Origin of the sequence: Bdellovibrio bacteriovorus, assembly GCF_001592735.1 — a bacterium.
Classification (GTDB): domain Bacteria; phylum Bdellovibrionota; class Bdellovibrionia; order Bdellovibrionales; family Bdellovibrionaceae; genus Bdellovibrio; species Bdellovibrio bacteriovorus_D.
The window spans coordinates 91,514-110,798 of the sequence record NZ_LUKE01000004.1 but is presented as its reverse complement, the minus strand read 5'-3'; the positions used below and the strand labels follow the sequence as shown (position 1 = coordinate 110,798).

The window sequence follows — 19,285 nt, the reverse complement described above, 5'->3', positions numbered from 1 at the left end:
CGACCTTATATTACTTTTGAGGCTTGTTCAATTGATCCTTGAGGGCTCCGAAAATACGCAAAATATTCATCCGCGAAGCTTCGGGCAGAGATTTCTTCGTAAATTGGAATCCCACCAGGTCCGCCGGTCCCGGAATGGCACCTTTGAACACCAGATACGCAAAACCTTCCGTCAAAAAGGTGTCGGGAGTGCCCGGTTTGACCGTTTTAAGGAATGACATAAATCTGGGTGCCGCGGCGTAAACCTCGTCTAACGAGAAAGTTTGGTTTTGGTCCGCATCATAAATGGTCATCAGGTTTTCTACGTAATGCAAAATGGTCGTCATGGTACGAACATTCGCCGTATCGATGAAGCCTGCTTTTTGGTCCGGAGTCGCCGACGTTGCCAACAAATAATTAAAAAACTCGGCCCATTGTTTGTCATTTAAAGACTTAATATAGGCCGCCATCCCGGGAACATTCGAAAAATAAACGTCAAAACGGTTTTTCAGTTCTTTTTGGAAGCAGTCCTGCTTCAAGAATGCTTTTCCGAAAAGATCTTTGGTTTCCATCGCGCACACTTTCGTCAGGCCCGATTGCAAAGCTTCTGATGTCGCTAGTCCGGCGGCAAACAGCGTGCTGACAAACTCATAAGTTTCAGCTTGGTCCATGGTCTCATTTCCATTACCACTGAAAGTAAAAAAGTTGGCCTCTTGGAAGCTGCGCCCGCCCGAGTTGCCCGTGCGTGGATCGAAAGCGCCGATATCCAAGAAAAACTCTTTAAAGTCATCATACCAAGAGCTTAATCCTTCTTTGGAAATGCCTGCCTGGCTCATGGTTTTATCAACGTTGTCACCATAACCAATCATCAAAATACGCGACAGACCACGCATTAAATTGGCCTTGGATAAGGACTTCCAAGTCTGACCGGTCTTAGCGGTGTTTAAAGAAATAAACATCTGACCCTGGCTATTATAAATAACTGGAATCTTACTTTGTAATAACAAGCCATAGTCTTCCCAGGCCCATTTCAAAGCCTGCTGCTCAAAAGGGTCTTCCGTCAGACCTTTTTCAATCACAAAGTTTTTATCAAAAGATTTATAAGCCGATACCAGTTGTTCTTGTGACAAGGCTTGGGTGCTTTCTGGATATGGAACGTTATCTACGAAGCTTTGAATCAAACGCCATACATTGTATTCCCGCTGCAAAGTCGCCAGGTGTTTGCGCTCTAAACCGATAAATCCACGCGTATCAGCCTTGCGCTGGGGATCGAGCATTTTTAACAAGACCGCACGATACATTTTTTTAGCAGAAGCCGGTTGAATATTTAAATGGGTCTTAGGCAAAACCTGATCAATCAAAGCATCTAGGTCCTGTACCGGAATATAACCGATGATTCTCATCTGATGAGATTCGGCGATGACCTTCATGGCTTTATTTAAGAACTGACTGATTTGACGCAATTTCTGAGCGTCATTAAATTCAAAATCACTTAAGTTGTAGTGATACTTCAACAGCAACTCATACACGTCGACAAAGGAATCCAAAGCGTCCATCCATTGACTGAGGCCCGTAAAGTTGGCGCGACGGCCTAAAAGAATGTTTTTAACGGCTTCAACTACCGGCACCCATTCTCCATATTGCTCGTAAGGGGCAAAGGTTTCTTCCCCCTTAATGAATTTCGCAAATCCGGCCAAAACATTCTTCGCGTCTTCGAATGAATAATCTGATTTTGCAATCTGCGTGATTTCCAATATTTTCTTGGCACTTCGGCGCAGCTGCTCTGTCGCCATGGAAATCTGTTCCCATTCAGCTTTTTTCTGATGAGTTTGATTTAAAAGAATTTTTATGTGGGGAGTTAATAAAATCGCTTCTTTTTTTACGACCGACAAAAACTCAATAAGCCCGGCGATTTCATCTTTTTTTAGCTGCTCAACAGTTCCGCCGACAAGCGCGCGTTTGATTTTCATCAACTCCTTCGCAAACTCGGCCGTCACATTGTTTTGTTTTAAAAAATATTTCCCAAAGAACCGACGGATTTCTTCAACCGTGTAGCCACCTTCAACCGAACCAAAGGTTTTTTTGTTAAAGTATTTTAAGGCCTCACTCATGCAATCAAAACCGCCTTCGATATCGGCTTGGCTGATTTCACCGATAGAAAATGCCTTCATTTGCGTGGGCAAATCCTGCAGACACTTAAAGCGAGCATCTGAAAATTCGATCACTTCGGGTTTGTGTTTTTCACCCTTCAAATAGTCACTGCAACCCACCGTAGATAGAGTTAAGATTGCCGACAGGCCTAATGAAGTCACCGCTTTAAAAGACATAAGCGACTCCCACCATCAGACGATCATTATTTACGAATTGAGCAATTTCGTTTTGATTTTCAACCGTCAAAGGGCCCGCTTTCACCATTTGCATTTCGCCCATCAGGGACCATAGGCCCGACAGACGGAAACGCGCGCTGAAACGGATCAAGTCAAAATCATTTTTTTCAGAGTGAGTCAAACTGAGCTTAGAAATAAGGCGGCGATCCTTTTTAAATGCATAATTCGTCATCAACGCAATCTGTTGGGCTTGACGATAAGGATAACGCGTCATAAGTGCCGCGCGATTGGGATTAGCCAGCTCCCCTTGTTCGGTCACTTCTCCACCGAAGATTTCTAAATGCTGAACGCTTACGCCCCAACGGGCATTGCTCCACTCCATGTAGGGACTTAACAAAGTCGCATCGGTGAAAACAGGATGAGTCCATTTTTCTTCGAAAATTTCATCTTTGCTGGGACGATCTAAGGTTCCGCTCATCCCCATACGGAAATTGCGAATACGATAGCTAACATCAGCTCCCATTAATGAGTGATAAAAGACTTGAGGTTGTAAATCCACGACCCCTTTAAGTTGGCCGACATCAAGATTGCCCTCATAACCAATCGCCAATTGGTTGGCAGGTTTGTAGGCATAGCTTAATTGCGCACGCAAACTTTGTGGGTCCCCAACAGAGATCTTCATACCGAAAGAGTTTTGCAAAACGATTTGGGTCTCATCAGGTTTTTTAAATTGATAATCAATCCCCGTTGCTTCTTGCCAAATGCGGATGCTATCAGGCGGACGGCGGAACCACGGATTCCCCTTAACAAAACTGCCATTTTCAATTTCAAAACTGGGTCCTTGATCCGGAATGTATAAAGGAGATCCAAAAAGAGTCATTGTATAATAAGGACGATCGACTTGCCAAAAAAGACCGGAAAGTCCTTGGCGTTCTGGAGACAGTGGATTCCACTTAAATAACGGCTCCCACACGCCCAAATCCCAACGCGCATCCATCTCATTCCAGTTAATACGCTTGCGACCTATATAAAGTGTTGAGTCATCTCCAAAGCGGGATTGCGTGTAAAGTTCTGCGATATTCAAATAATTTAAAAGCGGAGCGCCCAAGGCCACCGCACCCGAAACATCCATTTTTAAAACTTCATCGGCAAAGGGATCTGTTCTTAATTGCGCTCCAACAAATTGATAGCTGGTTTTTTGGGTGGCTTCAAAATCGGGACTGATAAATGAATCCGAAAGAAGGCGCATCTCTGTATGGACTTTAGAAATAGCGGCCGTAGATTCCGCCACCGGAGCGGCCTGTTTAAACTGTGGCGGTGTAGAAAGCTTCATTGTCGAAGCCGTCGTGCCTTGCGAAAAGGCCCCCAGAGGCGCTAAAAGGAGGGACCCTGCAGCCAAAACGAATTTAATTGATCCCCAGAAGGGTTTTAAGACCTCATAATTCATGGGCCTCCTCACCCCCTTGAACGTTCAAGGGTCGTACCCACCCAGCTGCCTTTTATGACCCAGCCTCTTAAAAACTTTTAAACAAGTGACCTTTTTCGGCGCCTTTGTTAGGCTCGAAGGCATGTTAGTTCGGACGCCTAAAAGTGCTAAATTTTTAATCATTCGCTTTTCCGCCTATGGAGACGTGATTCAGACTTTGAGCGTTCCTGCGGGCATTAAACAAACCTATCCTGAGGCGGAAATCCAGTTTATCACTCGCAAGGATATGGCTCCGCTATTAGAAAACCACCCGGCCATTGACCGTGTCTGGGCCTTTGATCGCAAAGACAAACCTTGGAAGCTTGTAAAACTGGCGATGTCCATGCGCGGAGAAAAATTCACGCATATTTACGATGCTCACAACAACATGCGCTCACGCCTGGTTGTCTGGACGTTGCGACCGTGGGGTTTTTTAGGCCTGGGGGCAAAATTCATTCGTCGATCGATCCGTCGCTGGAAAAGATTTTTACTTTTCCGTTTTCGTATTAATAAATTTGAAATGCCTTTTTCAGGTCAGCGCGATCTTTTAGAGCCTCTGCAACCTTGGGGAGTCTCAAAACTGGCGCCCCCAGCCCCGCAGCTTTTTCCAAGTGACATCCATCGTGCCAAAGCCCGCGAGCTTTTAGGCGAGTTTAAAAATGCCATCGCATTAGCCCCTTCGGCGGCGTATTTTTTAAAGCGCTGGCCTAAAGATTATTTTATGAAGCTGATCGAACTGCACCCTGATGACAAGTTTGTGTTATTAGGGGGGCCCGAAGATTCGTTTATCGAAGATATCCGTGCGGTCGCGCCCGAGCGTGTTTTAAACTTAGCGGGAAAATGTTCGATGCAAGTCAGTGCCGCCGTGGTGGCGGAATCAAAACTGATAGTAGCCAACGACACCGGCCTTTTGCATGTGGCAGAGCAGCTGGGAAAGCCTGCCGTGGCCCTCATGGGACCCGCTCCGTTTGGCTTTCCGTCTCGTCCCGCAACGAAGATTATGGAAATCAATTTACCTTGCCGTCCTTGCAGCAAACACGGTCAAGGACCTTGCATCAATAAATTTAAATTTCATCAATGCCTTGTCGATATCTCTCCAGAAATGGTTTCTAACTCTGTACGACAACTGAAAGATTCGGGCCTATGAGTTCTTTTGTGTTTTTTATTTATAAATACATTCTTGCTCCTATTGTGTATGTACTACTGCAACTCTTGCGTCCTTTTTTAAGTGGCAAGCTGCGCGAGATGATCGAGGATAAAAATCATTCTTTAACAAATATCAAATCCTCTTTGAGCGAAGATCAAATCCGCGCCAGCCAGCCCATTTGGATCCATGCCGCCAGTGGTGAAATAGAATATGCTCGTCCGGTGATTCGTGAACTTAAAAAACGTTTTCCGGAAATCCCCTTGCTGGTCACCTACACTTCGCCATCAGCTAAAAAAATCTTAGCGCAAATCCCTGAAGTCGATGTTTGGGCTTCTTTACCTTGGGACCTTTCAAGCTCAGTTCAGCATTTTATTTCGCGCTGGAATCCGCGCATGCTGCTTTTTTCCCGCACGGATGTGTGGCCGGTCTTAGCCGAAGTGGCGCATAAAAACTCAGTCCCAATGATGCTGTTTTCTGCGACATTTGCGGAAAACTCTTCGCGCCTGAAGGGGATTTCTCGTTTTTTAACCCGCCACACTTTGGGATTCTTAGATGAAGTGCACTGCGTTTCTGCTGAAGACATTCAGAATTTAGATGCCTTGGCTTTAAAAACCTCAGTGGTTGTTAGTGGCGATACCCGTTTTGATCAGGTCTTTCACCGCCTTGAAAATCCGCGCGCTTTAAAAAATGAGCTGATGCCAAGCCCTGAGGATTTTATCTTTATCGCCGGTTCATCATGGCCGGAAGATGAAACCGTCTTAGTGACGGCTTTGGCTAAGCTAAAAGGACTTTATTTACGTTCGATCATTGCACCTCATGAAACTCACGAAGAGCATTTAACAAGCCTTGAAGCCCAGTTAGACAGCGCCGGCTTAAAGCATGTTCGTTACTCTAAAGCTCTGCAATGGCATGGTGATGAGATTTTGATCATCGATCAGGTTGGAATCTTAGCCGAGCTTTACACGTGGGCGGATGTGGCCTTTATCGGCGGTTCCTTTAAAAAACAAGTCCACAGCGTGATGGAGGCTTTGGCGGCGGGGCTGCCGGTGATGGTCGGACCTCACCACCAGAACAACCGCGAGGCTTTGTTTTACCAGAAGAAAAGCTTTTCATCGGGAATGATTGTGCAGGTCGTACACTCCCCCGAGGACGTCGTCGTTTTACTGCAAAGAATGAAAAAACTGCAGCAACAATGGCCTCATATCAAAGAAGAGATTCGTTCAGAAGTGGGTAAGAATAAGAAGTCAACCTTGCGCGTGATGGCTTCAATTGAAAAGATCTTAGAGTCTTAATCCAAGATCTATTTCATTCGCTGTTTGACGTATTGTTCGACGGATTCTTGAAAGCTTTGTCGCATCAATGCCGTATTTAAAACTTCCACCTTAGGCAGGCTGGCTTCATTAAAAGCAAAATACAGGTCTTTTGTTTCAAGAACTTTAGGATTAAGGCGGATTTTGTCTCGATGTAAAGAAAAGACCTTTTTCAAATAGTACGTTCCCACAAACATATCGATGAGGACCGCATCCACACTGCCCGCGATAAGACGTCGAATAGTGGATTCTTCGCTTAAAAGCGTCACGGTTTTAAAAGATCCATCTTTCACCAAAGCATTGAATTCAGCCGTGTTGCCATAACCTTCCGTCACCGCAAAGGTTTTACCTTTAAGGTCTTTAAGCTGTTCCCACTTCATGGGATTTTCTTTTCGCTCCATAAAGCTGACGGGCGAAGAAAACAAAGGGGCCGACGCTTGGAAATCAGGTAAAATTTCTTCTTTCCAAGCGGGGAAATACCCCACAAAAGATCTTCGCGCCGCCATTTTGCGCGTTTGCACCCACGGGTAAAAAACGAATTCAACAGTGATGCCTTTTTTCTGCAAAGCCTCCCTCAGGGCGTCTGCCGCCGCACCGTTTTTATAACATTTTGAACAGACATAAGGGGGCCATTCTAAGGTGGCAATCTTCCAACTTTCTGCCTGGGACGAAAGTGAAAACACTAAGATAAAAAATAACACCAGCACGTTCTTCATGCTTTCATTATGCTCCGGGCAAGAGCCCTAAAAACAGTTACATCCATGGCATCTTCAAATGCATTTTTTCTTCAAAATTCATGAACTATCCTCTCACAAACGTTCGGTTTTAATACAGATTAAGTTCATGGATATGGGGCGTGGCTGCCCTAAAATGTCATCTGTATAGAGTCTTATCTTTAAAACCAATTGCTTTCAATACAACCCTGCAGTTTCGAGCACAGATATTGATATAAGGAAAGGCAACGGGGTACGAATGAAGAGCATCGCATACGTCACATTTTGTCTCATTTTGATACTGAGCTCAGTTTCTCTGGCTCAGGGTCAATCGAGCGCCTCTATCAAAGAGGTGGCCAAAGAGGTGGTCAAAGAGGCTCAAAATGCCAAAGCGGCGACAGCGGAAAAGAAATTTTCTGCTGAGTGGCGTTTGCGTATGAGTGGCGAAGATTATCATGATGAGCAAAGCCAATCTAAAATCTTTGCTTTAAAAACCGACCTTAAAGCAAAATACCAATTGCACTCAACCCTTCTTATCGACCTTCAACCCTCTTTACGCCTTCAATCTGGCACCACTCAATCCGTCGACGGAGCTGATAAGCCCGAAAACAAAATCTCTTTAACTCAAGCCGCTTTGGTTTATCGCCCCTTATCCATCACACGCATTTCTGCGGGCGCTTTAAATCAAACTTATCTGCACTCAGACCTGCTTGTCGATGAAATTGCTTTCCCTGCGGCACGCGCCGAACTTCTTTTGACTCGCGGAACTGTGCTTTCGGCCTTTGTATTTGAAACCGCCATCCCGACATCAACCTCATTGAGCACAAACACACGCGAACTTGAGCCTACACCTTCATTAAATACCGTTGCTTTAAAGGTGAATTTGCAAGGCTCTAAAAACCTTTATCTTCGTATGACCGGTGGATACTTCATCTTTAATAACCTCCCATCTGCGGTGGCGCAGTCTTCGCGTCTTTTGGGGAATGAAGTTGAATCCATCTCTGACGCACAATATGCCTTTACCAACAAATTTGAAGGCTATGAGGCGAAAGTTGACTTTAAAGCCCCGGTCACGGCATGGCTAAATATCGTCGGCGGAGCCCAATACATCACAAACACCAAAGCGGCCGCAGAATTTGCTTCGGGATCTACTTACGGCGCGGGTGCCGAGATCTACTTTAATAAAGGTTTAAGCCTGGATATCACTGGCGGTATTTTCTCTATCGCTCCGGAGGCGGCGGTGTCTTACTTTAATGCCAATCGCTTTGAAACCAATCGCAACGGATACTTTGCTAAGACCTTCTTGGACTTTGAAAAGCAAGGCTTCCGCGTGGGCGTTGAGTATCAAGAATCTGACGTCATGTTCATCAATTCAATTCAATCGAAAGATCAAAAAGTATTTTTGAAATTGGAGACTTCTTATGCTGACATCTAAAAGCCTCAATTTCATCTTAATGAATATGCTGCTGACGGTTTCTTTGGTGGGTTGTAACCTTCCTTCACCCCAGGAAAAGCCTGAAAACAGCAAAAGCGGCACTTCTGTTGCGACTTTCAAAGCAACGGCGGACGTTAAGAAATCTCAAGGCATTGAGACTCAAGTTCAAGGAACCTTTGCTCTGCCCGTTTCCAAAGTCTTTAACTTAGTGGCCTGCCTTAAGGATGTGGCTTACGATAAAGCCATCCAAGGTCATGAATTCCAAATCGTTGAAAATGAAACCAAAGCTACCAGCGACAAAGAAGGTTGCATCACGTGGGCCGAACAAATCAATTTCAACTATTTATCTGACTCTCAGTATATCTTATTAGAGCGCACGATCCGCGGAACAAAGCTTCACAAAGGGGAACAAAAAGTTTCTTTTGCGATCAACCCCTGGTCGCACGGAGAAAACTTACCACCGGTCCTAAACCCCAATGACGGCAATGAAATTCCACGTCTATTAAATAAATCAACCGACATCGCCTTAGCATTAAAGGGTTTTTCGAAAGAAAACACCCCGATCGTGCGTCCGCTCTTAGTTGACGAGGGGCGCTTTTTTATCACGGAACAAAAAATCACCGCGGATAAAATTGTCGTTTCGGTTGAAGTTCACCCGAAAGTTAACCTACAGCTAAGCAAAATGAACGGCGATCTTTTCAGCCGCCCACTAACGTCCGGAACTTTCCGTGCGCGCTTAAAACTGATTCATGCTTACACGACCACCAAAGAGATCCGTCGTTTGATGGCCCAAACTGAGTATATCCAAGCGACCATGACCAACGGAAACTTAAGCGTCAAAGCTCCGATGTCTTTACCCGCGCTGCCTACGCGTGGTCAGTTTTTCTTAGGTTTAGAGCTTGAGCCGATCGGCGCGCCTCAAGGCATGAGTGGCTTTGCGGGCGTTTATTATATCAGTGAGTATGATGGCCTTAAAGGAACCGGATTCTTAAAGTTAAGTCCGCTGGTTTCGCAAAATCCTCATTTTAAATTAGACAGCTTCATAAATGCTAATATTGCAGAAATCATGTCACAGCCAACTGTGGCCTCACCCGTCATCACGGACGGCAAAAAAGGCGAAGAAACCGTGCGCGTTTTAAGAAACGCCAACCGCCCCAATGACCTAGAAGCCGATATCTATCAGAAGCCAAAAATTCAAATCGCCAAACTTGATTTCGATTTTCTGCGCGTAGGCCAAGAGCACACGTCGAGCCGACAAATTTATTACTCTATTAAAGCCTGCTTCCGTCACGGCTTAGATCAAAAAACCGTGCGCGCTCAGACCTTTAAGATCACGAAATTCAATCCATCTTCTTCAGCAGTTCCCACGACCGTGGAAAAAACGACGGATGTGAATTCTTGTGTTATCTGGGAAGAAAACATCAGCTTTGATTACTTTGCTTGCCACCGTTATTTAAAAGGTTCGGTCAAGTTTCAAAATGCCGATCTAGGAGTTAATGAAGAGATCGGCATCTTGGTAAATCCTTGGGAAACAAACGGAAATGCATTAGGACGTGATTTACGTTACGTCGATCCTAAAGAAAAATTACCATTGGACTGTAAGTCCGAAGAGCGTCCTCGCACCCAGATTGCCTTAGACGGGTTCAACTATAATACTGTTTCCTACCGTTATAAAATTGATGCGAACTTGAATATGACCATGGTCAAAAAAATCCAGTTCAAAATGGACGGTCGTATGCTTGTGTACTCCAGCCTTTCAAATGGTTGGAGCAATCCAGAGCGCTTGCGTGATGGCGTCTACCTTTTGCGCACGGCAATCGTAAAAAACCAAGACTATGATAACAACCAAAACACCTACGTAGCTTCGGCAGAAAAATTTGTGAACGTTTTAAGTGGTCAGGTGAATACGGATTTAACTTACGAAACCCAAGACCTCAAAGCTTTGGGCAATCGCAACACCATCTTGGTAGAAATCCACCCTATTGACGACAGCAAGGTGACCGTCACAAAAGAAGAAATCAAACTTAAAGATGCTTCATTGCCATTAAGTTCGGCCATCGATAAAAAATCATCTTTAGAAAGCCCTACGTATGTGGGCACCATCATTCTGAATGTGGATGATGCCAATCGCTCTTTGCGTATCATGGATGGTGCGGTCATGAGCGAGCTGTTATTAAAAGGCAAAGGTATTAATAACTCATCAACCAGCAACATCATCGAAAAAGTGGTGGAACAAGGTCTTGTTGATCAGAAAGCTTTGCAAGACAGAATTTCAACTCGCGCCCAACAAAATGTTTTCATGAAAGAAAACAATGTCGACGCCGTCGAGATGAGTCTGTTTAAAACCAACACTCCCCTGGTGGAACTTTTAGGGGGAACTAAATTAGCTGAAAAACAGCTTTTAACTAAAGCGGAACTATTAAACATCATCAGCACCGGTCAGATCTCCACTGAAACAGCTTTAAAGCTTTGCGCGTTCTGGAGCAAAGACTATTGGCGCGTGATGTATGGCAAAAAAGGCGGCGTGAATTACGGCCTGATCGACTCTTTCGGTTTAAGCTGCATGCACACGGCGAAAAAAGATCCAAAATCTCTTTTCCAAATTGATCGCCAAATGTTTGTGAAGGCTGTGGCCGGCTCTCAGTATGTGGGCGGCGTGAACCAAGGTTATTCCGTGGGTACAAGCTTTTCAATGGCGGCCACTCACTCGGCTTACACGACTCGTTCTTGGGCATGGAATACGAAAGTGGGTATGTCTAAAAAGGCTTTGGATTTATTCTCTGTCGGTACCGACTTCGGTTACACGATGTCTTGGGCGACTTCGGATTCTAAATCCGAGGGTGATTCCATGTCCTTAAATGGCGTTAAATCTTTAACGGTGCAAACCAATACTTACAAGATCCGTGTGAATAAATATCAACAGTGTGCGGTGGTTCGTTTAAACCCGGCTCTGTTCGCCAAGGATAAAACAGCCTGGTTGCCAAAAACGGATTACTCTAAATTCGTGAATCCGAATTTGTCGGAACAAGAACGCACCACCGCGGTGACTCGTGGTTTGTGGCTGTGTGATGGTGAAGATCGCACTACCCCGATCGACATCACGGAAAACTATTACTTGATCAATCAAGAAACGAGTAGCACCGGTCAGCAAGACAGTGGCGACGATCGCAATCGTAAGTTCTTTATCGCTCTTCGTTCGACCAACGACTTTAACAGCTTTATCGCGGCTTTGCGCGGTCAGGTTAAGGGAACGGAAATCAACGATCAAGTGACCGTGGAATCCAAGTCCATTGAGAATTTGTTTAAGTCACGCGGTCCAAACTATCCAGGTCTTTACCGTAACTAGTACACAATCGGTGGCAATCCCAAATGGTGGCGCAGGAATTCAATACTGCGCACACCAAACCACGAATAAGATTCTCCGTCGACAACAGCCCCTTCTAAATCCATGGCTTTAAGTTCGCCCATTTTTTTCTGAAAAGGAAAAGGCTCTGAAGAAAATAGGAAAAAGCAGTCTTTCAATTCCTCAATTTCAACAACCGGATATTTATCCCCTTCGGGAAACGCAAAAACCTTTGCGCCCAGCTTTTCTAAAACCGAACCGATATAAGTTTCACGACTGACACTCATCCACGGTTTTTTCCAAATCATGTAAGCGACGTTTTCATAATTTTTAGAGGCCGGACGCACCCACTCTTGAAAGGCCGGAATTTTAGCGAAATCCCATGACGGAGTCGGTGCCTCTAAAACATCCAGACAGGCCACTGAAAACTCCATCAGCTTGGCATTTTCAAAATGTTCCCCTAATCGAGCCAACTCTTTTTGCAATGAATCTAGGGACGACACGTGGGTGGCTAAATACGGAACCGGGCACTCTTCAGCCATCTCTAACGGATTTTCTTCTTGATCCAAAAGAACCAGATCAGGTTTAAGATCCATCACAAGGTCCCAGGAAACTTCTTTGGTCCCCCCGACAATCGGGATATTGGTGATTTTTTGTGGCGGATGAATACAGAAACGAGTGCGGCCAACAACATTGACATTTGCTTTTAAAAGGGTCTCCGTCCAAGACGGCACCATTGAAACCACACGCATCAAAAAATCCTCTCTAAAACGGGCTCGAAATACATTACCCGCCGCCGTATTTTGAAGTCAAACTTGACGCCTCATTCTTGCCGGACCACTATAGGTGCTTTCATTTTGATGAGGTGTATTATGACGCAGTTCTTTCCACTCCGCGAAAAGCCCGCTTTAAGTGCCTATAAAAAAGGCGATGTTTTGGTTTTATTTGGTGAGCTTTTTTCTCGCGGTTATGCCAACGGTTTGGTTGAAGAAGCTGAGCGCCGTGGCATGACTGTGGTGCGCGCCACTGTGGGTCGTCGTGAAAAAGATGGCAGCCTTCGTCCTTTGAACGCCGAAGAAACGGCGAACATCCCACAACCATTTATCAATGTTCCTTTGGAAGCCGGCTTTGATATGGAGCCGGATTCTCACGGTCAAACCCCCAACGACCAGCTTAAAGACATCAAAATGTCTGATTGGGATAAGGTGGAGTTGAACTGGAAGTCTATTGACGAATCACAAAGCCGTGGCACGGCTCGTTTCAAAAAACACACTGAACAGTTCGTCAAAGAATTAGAAAAGCACATTCCGGCCGGTGCGAATGTTTTGTTTGCTCATTTGATGGCGGGAGGTGTTCCGCGCACGAAAATCCTGATGCCTTTATTAAACCGTGCTTTTAAAGGCATGGGCGATCGCCACATCCCCACTCAAAGCTTATTAGATTCCCAAATTGGTCAACTGTGCCTACGTAACTTTGAAGAAGTCACCGCCAATACATTCCGCCATTTGATTGAAATTTCGGCCCCTTTGCGAAAAAAGTTAGAGTCCGCAGGCAGTCACGTTTCTTATACGGCCTATGGATATCATGGCACCGAAGTGAATATTAAGGGCCAATACAAATGGCAGACTTACACTTGTTACTTCCAAGGCTGGGCGAAAATGGCTTTGGAAAAAATCTCTGAAGAGTTCTTTAAAACCGGCGTGCATTGCTGCGTTTACAACTGCCCAGAGATCTTAACGAACTCAAGCTCCGTGTTTCAAGGGGTTGAAGTGTCACTTTATCCTTTGCTTGCAGCTATTCAAAAAGACGCCGGTGATAAAAAACATGCTGAACAAGTTTTGAATGAATGCCAAGCTTTACTCAAAGACGGAGTGACGTTCAGTGAGATCATCAAGTTCACCGATGACTACCTGACAAATCCTCTGACATTAGAGTTTACGAATTATGAAAAATGGCCTCAACACTCTCGCCAGGATCAAATGGAGTATATGCTAAAAAGCTCAGACCACCTATTTGAACTGCACAAAGATCAGAAACATCTGATCACGGCGGTTTTAAGTGAAGTCGTCTTCAAATCCTGCGGTTACGTGATGTTGCATGATTCTTGGAAGCCGAAAGCTCCGGTTGCTTGGATCAGTCACGACCTTGTCGCAAGAAGCATGTAAGATGTCGGTTCAGGCGGGCGACAGCCAACACTCCGTCGTTGCCGGAGTAACTTGGAGTCATGGTAACTATAAATTCCACGGGCTTTCCCTGTCGGGCATTCGCACGGCGATTGCCATCCCGGAACTGTCTTTAAGCTTTGATGTCGCTCAAGGATATCCGTATCTTTTAAACTTAAAGCATTTCTTTATCTCTCACGGCCATCTTGATCATGCCGCTGGTATTCCTTATATCATTTCGCAAAAAGCCATGACCGGACAACCCGCGGCTAAGTTTTATATGCCGAAATCTTTGGTGGAACCCATGGATCGCATCATGAAGATCTGGGAAGAAATCGAAGGCCATCAATACAAGTATGAATTTATCGGCGTCAGTGCCGATGACGAGTTTCCACTCAATGCGCAAACCTATGTGAAAGCCTTCCCGACCACACACCGGATTGAATCTTTTGGTTACACGGTTTTTGAAATGCATAAAAAACTAAAAACCGAATATGCGGGTTTAAGCCAAGGACAGATCGTGGATCTGCGCCGTCAAGGCAAAGAGGTTCAAGAGTTTCACCATATCCCGGCCGTCAGTTTTACCGGTGACACGCAAATTGAGTTTTTAGACAGCCGAGACTGGATTAAAAAGTCGAAGATTCTTTTTGTTGAGGCGACTTATTTAGATGAGCGCAAGACCATTCAAGAAGCCCGCAATTGGGGCCATATTCATTTTCACGAACTTTTACCGCGTTTAAAAGAAATCGAAAGTGAGAAGATTGCCATCATCCACGTATCCAGTCGTTACCCGACAGAGATGGCTAAAGACATCTTGAAGCGCCATATTCCTTTGGAGCTTCAAGATCGTGTTGTTTTATTTCCAGGCCGTTAGAACAAATCGCCTAAATCCAACCAGATTTTGCGAGTCTTCATTTTTTTGGTACGGAAATGTTCCGACCACTCTTGCGGAGAACGCTTACTCCATTTGTCGGCAAGGTTTGCCGCAAAAATCAAAGGACTGTGCCCTTGGCCGATCATATCTTTTGGTGGACGAAGGGCTGTGAGCATCTCAGGGCCATAAAAACCGGTTGGGATCAGGCGGTCTCTTTCCCCTAATTCTCCGATAATTAAAGCGCCACGCACTTGCCCCAACATAGTTTTGCTCAATGGACCGGAAGCTTCATTTTCTTTGGGAACGCCCGCACTGCCGACGACAACCAAACCGAGATCGGCTCTTTTATTGATGGCTTCAATCAATGGCTTTGTTTGTTCGTTGGATTTTAAGTTGAAATCAAAAAAGACGAAGCTTGTGCTTGATGGCAAAGAATCAATGCGTTCTTGCAACGCCGCAGTATCCAACTCACCCTCTTTGGTGTAGGGCGTGTAGTTCACCAACTCACAGTTTTTGCAGCCAGCTTTATCGTCAAAAAGTGGTTTGATTTTGGAGTCAAATTCTTCAGCTTTGGCTTGGCCAAAATAGATCACCGTCGTTTTGTTAGAAGGAACGGCGGCCGCAGCGTGGAATGATACTAAAAAAATTACGGATAATAGTATTCTAATCATAGTGCCCTTAAGTTTGCCCTTCCCAAGTCTTTGCTGTCGACTTTTTTAATATTTTCATCAACAATCGACATATGGAGTCATGGAGCGATGTTCGCATATTTTATTCTGGCGATGAATACTTTGAAAGTATGCTTGCCGATATTCGCCAAGCGACCAAAAGCATTACCATAGAATCCTATATTTTTAATATCGATCCGTTAACGACACTTATTTTAAATACCCTCGGTGAAGCCCGCGCGCGCGGCGTTTCTGTCAAAATCGTGGTCGATGGTTTTGGCGCTTATTATAATATTCCTGATTTGGATCGCATGTGTTCCCGCTTAGGGATCGAGTTTCGCGTTTTCCATCCACTGCCTTACCCCCTTTTGTGGGCGCGAGAGCTTTTTTCTAAATACTCTTTAAACAACTCACTTTTTTATAAAAGTCTGAATCGCCGCACCCATCGCAAAGTCACCATCATCGACGAAAAAAGAGCTTACCTAGGCAGCTTGAACTTCACTCAAGATCACAGCGTAAAATACCGCGGCGAACGCGCCTGGCGCGACACGGGCGTGTGGGTTGAAGGTCCGCCACTTAAGGCCCTGGTCTTAGCATTTCAGATCAGTTACTTACGCACTTACGTCAAAGGACTGACTCAATGGATGGGCCGTTGGCGCTTGCGCGAAGAACCTTTCGAAAATGTTTTGCGTTTAAACACCACGCAACGCTCGCGCCGCCGCTTGTATCGCAACTTACTGGTTCGATTGAGAACAGCACAATCCCGCATTTATATTACCACGGCTTACTTTTTACCCAAGCGCTCCTTGCTGCGTGCGCTTTTAAAAGCCACGCAGCGCGGGGTTGATGTGCAAATTCTTATTCCTGGAAAATCCGATGTCCCCATGGTCAAGTGGGCGGCCTTTTACCTCGTGCGGTTTCTGCTGCAAAAAAAGATTACAATTTACGAGTATCAAAAGACCATCTTGCATGCCAAAACCATGATCATTGATGACGAGGTCTTTATCGGATCTTTTAATTTAAATCACCGCAGTATCCTGCATGATTTAGAGGTTGAAGCCGTGTTAAAAGATCCGGCAAGTTTACAAAATATGCTGGGTCAATGGACAAAGGACCTTCAAGATTCTAAACGCGTCGGCGAAAAAGATTTCAGTCGTCCCTTTTGGCTTTTTCGCCCGATTTATCGCTTGGCTTTTCGCTTGCGTTATCTCCTGTAAAAAGAACGTTATAGTTTGACCGAACCCGGCAAAATAGCGATTCTTTATACATGAATTCATTCGTCAAATTAGCAATTACCGGCGGTCCCTCAGGTGGCAAAACAACTTTAATTGAAGCCCTTAAAAAAGAGCTTGGGTCAAAATGCGCGGTGGTTCCGGAAGCGGCCAGCATTCTTTATCGTGGAGGCTTTCCTCGTTACAAAGAAGCTCAAGCCATTGTTCACGCCCAAACCGCCATTTACCACACGCAGCGCGAGCTTGAAGATTTGGTCGCGGTCGTCAGCCAAAAAAAATTGATCGTCTGTGATCGAGGTTCTTTAGATAGCGTCGCTTATTGGCCCGAAAGTGAAGAGCATTTTTTTAAGACTTTAAATTCTTCCCGCGCCGAGGAACTGGCTCGTTACGATTGGGTTATTCACTTAGACACGGCCTCTTCTGATTTTTACGACACCACCAATCCCATCCGTACCGAAAGCTTTCAAGAAGCTTGGGATTTGAATGACAAGATCAAACGCGCTTGGGACGGCCATCCTCGTCGCGTGGTGATCACGCACAATGAAGACTTTCTTTCCAAAATGACGACTTCATTATCCGTTATTAACGCCATCCTGGCACACAAAAGTGCCGAAGAAATTAAAAAGGAATTACTGCCATGATGAAGCCCCTTGTATTTGCCTCTTTGATTTTCGCCTCGGTTTTTGCGTCCGCACAAAATCGCGGCAAGCCTTTGTTCTTCCCGGCTGAAAAAAACAATATGCAAATCCTGCCTCAGCGCTTTGAATACAACCTTATGAGCGATTCCCAATTGCGCTTAGGGGATATTCTTATCGACAGCACCAAGATCACGCTGAATATCGATCACGAAGTTAAACATGGTTACCAAAAAGCCCATTTTTCTTGGCCCGCAGGTTTGATCGCCGATGGCGAAGTGGCCATAAAAAATAATTCCGGCATCGCCGTTTTCAGCATTAAAGTCGATCAGCGTAAGTTGCGCGCCCAAGCCGCAGCTTCTGGTGATGACGAAAATGCCACCCGCACGGACATGGCCACGTACACGGCAGAAATTCCGACGACACTTTTTGAAGACATGAAGTTCTTCCCGTTTTTAAAATTCTGTATCTTCCGCGAAACCAAAGGCACAAGATTGTATCTTTGCTCTGAAGAGCTGGTATTACAAAAACAAGGCCAAGAATGGAACATTCGCCCACGCGTTTCCCAAAAGAATGTCGCGCAAATCAATATCAACGGTAAAACTGTTGGTAACCAGGGCTTGATCTATCTTAATAATGCCAATGAAGACATCGCTTTCACGGCCGAGATGGCCAGCGGCGCTACGCTGGAAGTTGAAACGCGCATCAAAGCCGTCGACTTCAAAGACATCACCGAAAGCGAAGACGGAACTCGTTTAAATCTTTCCGCAGCGGGTGCCGAGCCCGTGAATAACAAACGAGTGCGCCGCCTCAGCGATAACGAATGGCAAATTTCATTGTCTAAAGCTCGCCCTCAAGTTTACTTAAAAGGGGATGGTGGCATTCCGTTACGCCAAGACTTTGACATTAAAGGCTCATTACCTAAAGCCAAGTTCCGTCCCCAGATTTCCTCTGCGACTTCTCCGCGCACTTATTCTTCAACGGTTGAGACCACGGTCGTGGCCCCAGCTGGCGTCCAGGTGTCTTCATCAGGGGACACCAAAGACACGGTGGAAAGCTTGGGCGGCAATCAAACAAAATGGATCATGAATGATCTAGAGTCCGGCGCATCGACACGTCACTATGTGAAAGTCGATGCCGCCGGAAATAGTTATTTAGCCGCTTACGACATGTACCGCGGCTTACCGTTCTTCTTAGAGCTGTCTGGTCAATACAACACTCCCTCGGGATTGATGTTTGGCTCATTAGAATTGCAGTGGTGGTTTGAAAATTTCTTAGGTATCAATTCTGACGCCACCCGCTTTCACTGGGGCTTAAGCTTAGAAAGAAGTCAGCACTTAAACGAAAACGACGACTTTGCCAAAGTGGATTTCAATAATATCGAAATCCTATGGAGAGCTCAAGAAGGTCTGCATTTCGTGGATGGCTCCTGGGGCTTAAGCCTGCCAATCCAAATGATCCAAGGTGACGGCGTATCTGCCACGGCTTACGGACTGGGATTTTTCTGGTTAACGCCGCCTCCGACGGAGGTCCTAAAAAAACTAATGACCTGGAGCGAATTCAAATTCAACTATTTATTTGGCTCTAGCGGCGATGATTTCAAATTAAGCTCTGCCTACCTCGTGACCGCGAAGGGCTATTTGAAAATGTCTGAAGCTTTCTATGCCTCTTACGGATTCACGCTGAATGGCTACAAGTACGATCCAGCTGCTAAGAAAGAAGATCCACAACTCGGCCTTAATTTAGGCGTTGCTTGGAAGTTCTAGCGACGGATTTTCCCTTAGGGGTGGGCTTAGGCTCTTGCTCCGGGGACGCCTTCCGGGCTCAGTTGTCGCCACTGCCGCTGGCAGTGGTTCGCGCCATCGTGGCTCTTGCTAAAATCAACGCCGCCCCTATTTCCTCAAAATGTTTTCTCTGATTATTAAAAAAAGATATTTTCTCTCTACGTAGCATCGCTGAGTGCGGTTGAATACACGATGGGTTTGGAAGGTGTCTT

The 19,285-nt window shown here is 45.5% G+C and carries 14 protein-coding genes; 9 read left to right on the top strand and 5 right to left on the bottom strand.

Going from position 1 to position 19,285, the window contains the following annotated elements:
• Positions 1–10: 10 nt before the first annotated feature.
• Together AZI86_RS15585 and AZI86_RS15580 are read right to left on the bottom strand one after the other, a co-directional pair.
• Complete coding sequence (locus AZI86_RS15585; protein ID WP_061836209.1) at positions 11–2,305, bottom strand: hypothetical protein; 2,295 nt, start codon at positions 2,303–2,305, stop codon at positions 11–13.
• On the bottom strand, positions 2,295–3,752 hold the full coding sequence (locus AZI86_RS15580; protein WP_253715981.1) for a hypothetical protein: 1,458 nt from the start codon (positions 3,750–3,752) through the stop codon (positions 2,295–2,297). The genes AZI86_RS15585 and AZI86_RS15580 overlap by 11 nt, the downstream gene beginning before the upstream one ends.
• A gap of 121 nt (positions 3,753–3,873) precedes the next feature.
• Between AZI86_RS15580 and AZI86_RS15575 the strand changes: the two genes are divergently transcribed.
• Together AZI86_RS15575 and AZI86_RS15570 are read left to right on the top strand one after the other, a co-directional pair.
• Complete coding sequence (locus tag AZI86_RS15575) at positions 3,874–4,917, top strand: glycosyltransferase family 9 protein (protein ID WP_061836208.1); 1,044 nt, start codon at positions 3,874–3,876, stop codon at positions 4,915–4,917.
• Positions 4,914–6,209, top strand: a complete 1,296-nt coding sequence (locus tag AZI86_RS15570) for a 3-deoxy-D-manno-octulosonic acid transferase (RefSeq protein ID WP_061836207.1) — start codon at positions 4,914–4,916, stop codon at positions 6,207–6,209. Before AZI86_RS15575 ends, AZI86_RS15570 begins: the two co-directional genes overlap by 4 nt.
• 8 nt (positions 6,210–6,217) lie before the next feature.
• On the opposite strand, the gene AZI86_RS15565 is transcribed toward AZI86_RS15570, so the two are convergent.
• The gene (locus tag AZI86_RS15565) at positions 6,218–6,943 is read right to left on the bottom strand and encodes a substrate-binding periplasmic protein (protein ID WP_061836206.1); all 726 of its coding nucleotides are present in this window, start codon (positions 6,941–6,943) and stop codon (positions 6,218–6,220) included.
• A 256-nt stretch (positions 6,944–7,199) separates the two neighbouring features.
• Between AZI86_RS15565 and AZI86_RS15560 the strand changes: the two genes are divergently transcribed.
• Together AZI86_RS15560 and AZI86_RS15555 are read left to right on the top strand one after the other, a co-directional pair.
• A complete protein-coding gene (locus tag AZI86_RS15560; RefSeq protein ID WP_061836205.1) occupies positions 7,200–8,375 on the top strand; it encodes a hypothetical protein in 1,176 nt (391 codons plus the stop codon).
• A complete protein-coding gene (locus tag AZI86_RS15555; RefSeq protein WP_061836204.1) occupies positions 8,362–11,721 on the top strand; it encodes a hypothetical protein in 3,360 nt (1,119 codons plus the stop codon). Before AZI86_RS15560 ends, AZI86_RS15555 begins: the two co-directional genes overlap by 14 nt.
• On the opposite strand, the gene AZI86_RS15550 is transcribed toward AZI86_RS15555, so the two are convergent.
• Entirely contained in the window at positions 11,718–12,470 is a 753-nt protein-coding gene (locus AZI86_RS15550) for a helical backbone metal receptor (RefSeq protein WP_253715980.1), read from the bottom strand. The genes AZI86_RS15555 and AZI86_RS15550 overlap by 4 nt on opposite strands.
• Positions 12,471–12,590: 120 nt before the next feature.
• Here AZI86_RS15550 and AZI86_RS15545 point away from each other — a divergent pair, with 120 nt between their 5' ends.
• Positions 12,591–13,883, top strand: coding sequence for an enoyl ACP reductase FabMG family protein (locus tag AZI86_RS15545; RefSeq protein ID WP_061836203.1), 1,293 nt, complete (start codon positions 12,591–12,593; stop codon positions 13,881–13,883).
• A 1-nt stretch (position 13,884) separates the two neighbouring features.
• The gene (locus AZI86_RS15540) at positions 13,885–14,754 is read left to right on the top strand and encodes an MBL fold metallo-hydrolase (protein WP_061836202.1); all 870 of its coding nucleotides are present in this window, start codon (positions 13,885–13,887) and stop codon (positions 14,752–14,754) included.
• On the opposite strand, the gene AZI86_RS15535 is transcribed toward AZI86_RS15540, so the two are convergent.
• On the bottom strand, positions 14,751–15,425 hold the full coding sequence (locus AZI86_RS15535) for a hypothetical protein (RefSeq protein ID WP_061836201.1): 675 nt from the start codon (positions 15,423–15,425) through the stop codon (positions 14,751–14,753). The two genes, AZI86_RS15540 and AZI86_RS15535, sit on opposite strands and share 4 nt — an antisense overlap.
• 71 nt (positions 15,426–15,496) lie before the next feature.
• On the opposite strand from AZI86_RS15535, the gene AZI86_RS15530 reads away from it, so the two are divergent.
• From AZI86_RS15530 to AZI86_RS15520, 3 genes are read left to right on the top strand one after another with little or no spacing between them, the layout of a single operon-like run.
• A complete protein-coding gene (locus tag AZI86_RS15530) occupies positions 15,497–16,639 on the top strand; it encodes a phospholipase D-like domain-containing protein (protein WP_061836200.1) in 1,143 nt (380 codons plus the stop codon).
• A gap of 50 nt (positions 16,640–16,689) precedes the next feature.
• On the top strand, positions 16,690–17,295 hold the full coding sequence (locus AZI86_RS15525) for an ATP/GTP-binding protein (protein WP_061836199.1): 606 nt from the start codon (positions 16,690–16,692) through the stop codon (positions 17,293–17,295).
• Positions 17,292–19,055 (top strand): hypothetical protein, encoded by a 1,764-nt coding sequence (locus tag AZI86_RS15520; protein ID WP_061836198.1) that lies wholly within the window; start codon positions 17,292–17,294, stop codon positions 19,053–19,055. The genes AZI86_RS15525 and AZI86_RS15520 overlap by 4 nt, the downstream gene beginning before the upstream one ends.
• The last annotated feature ends 230 nt before the right edge of the window (positions 19,056–19,285 follow it).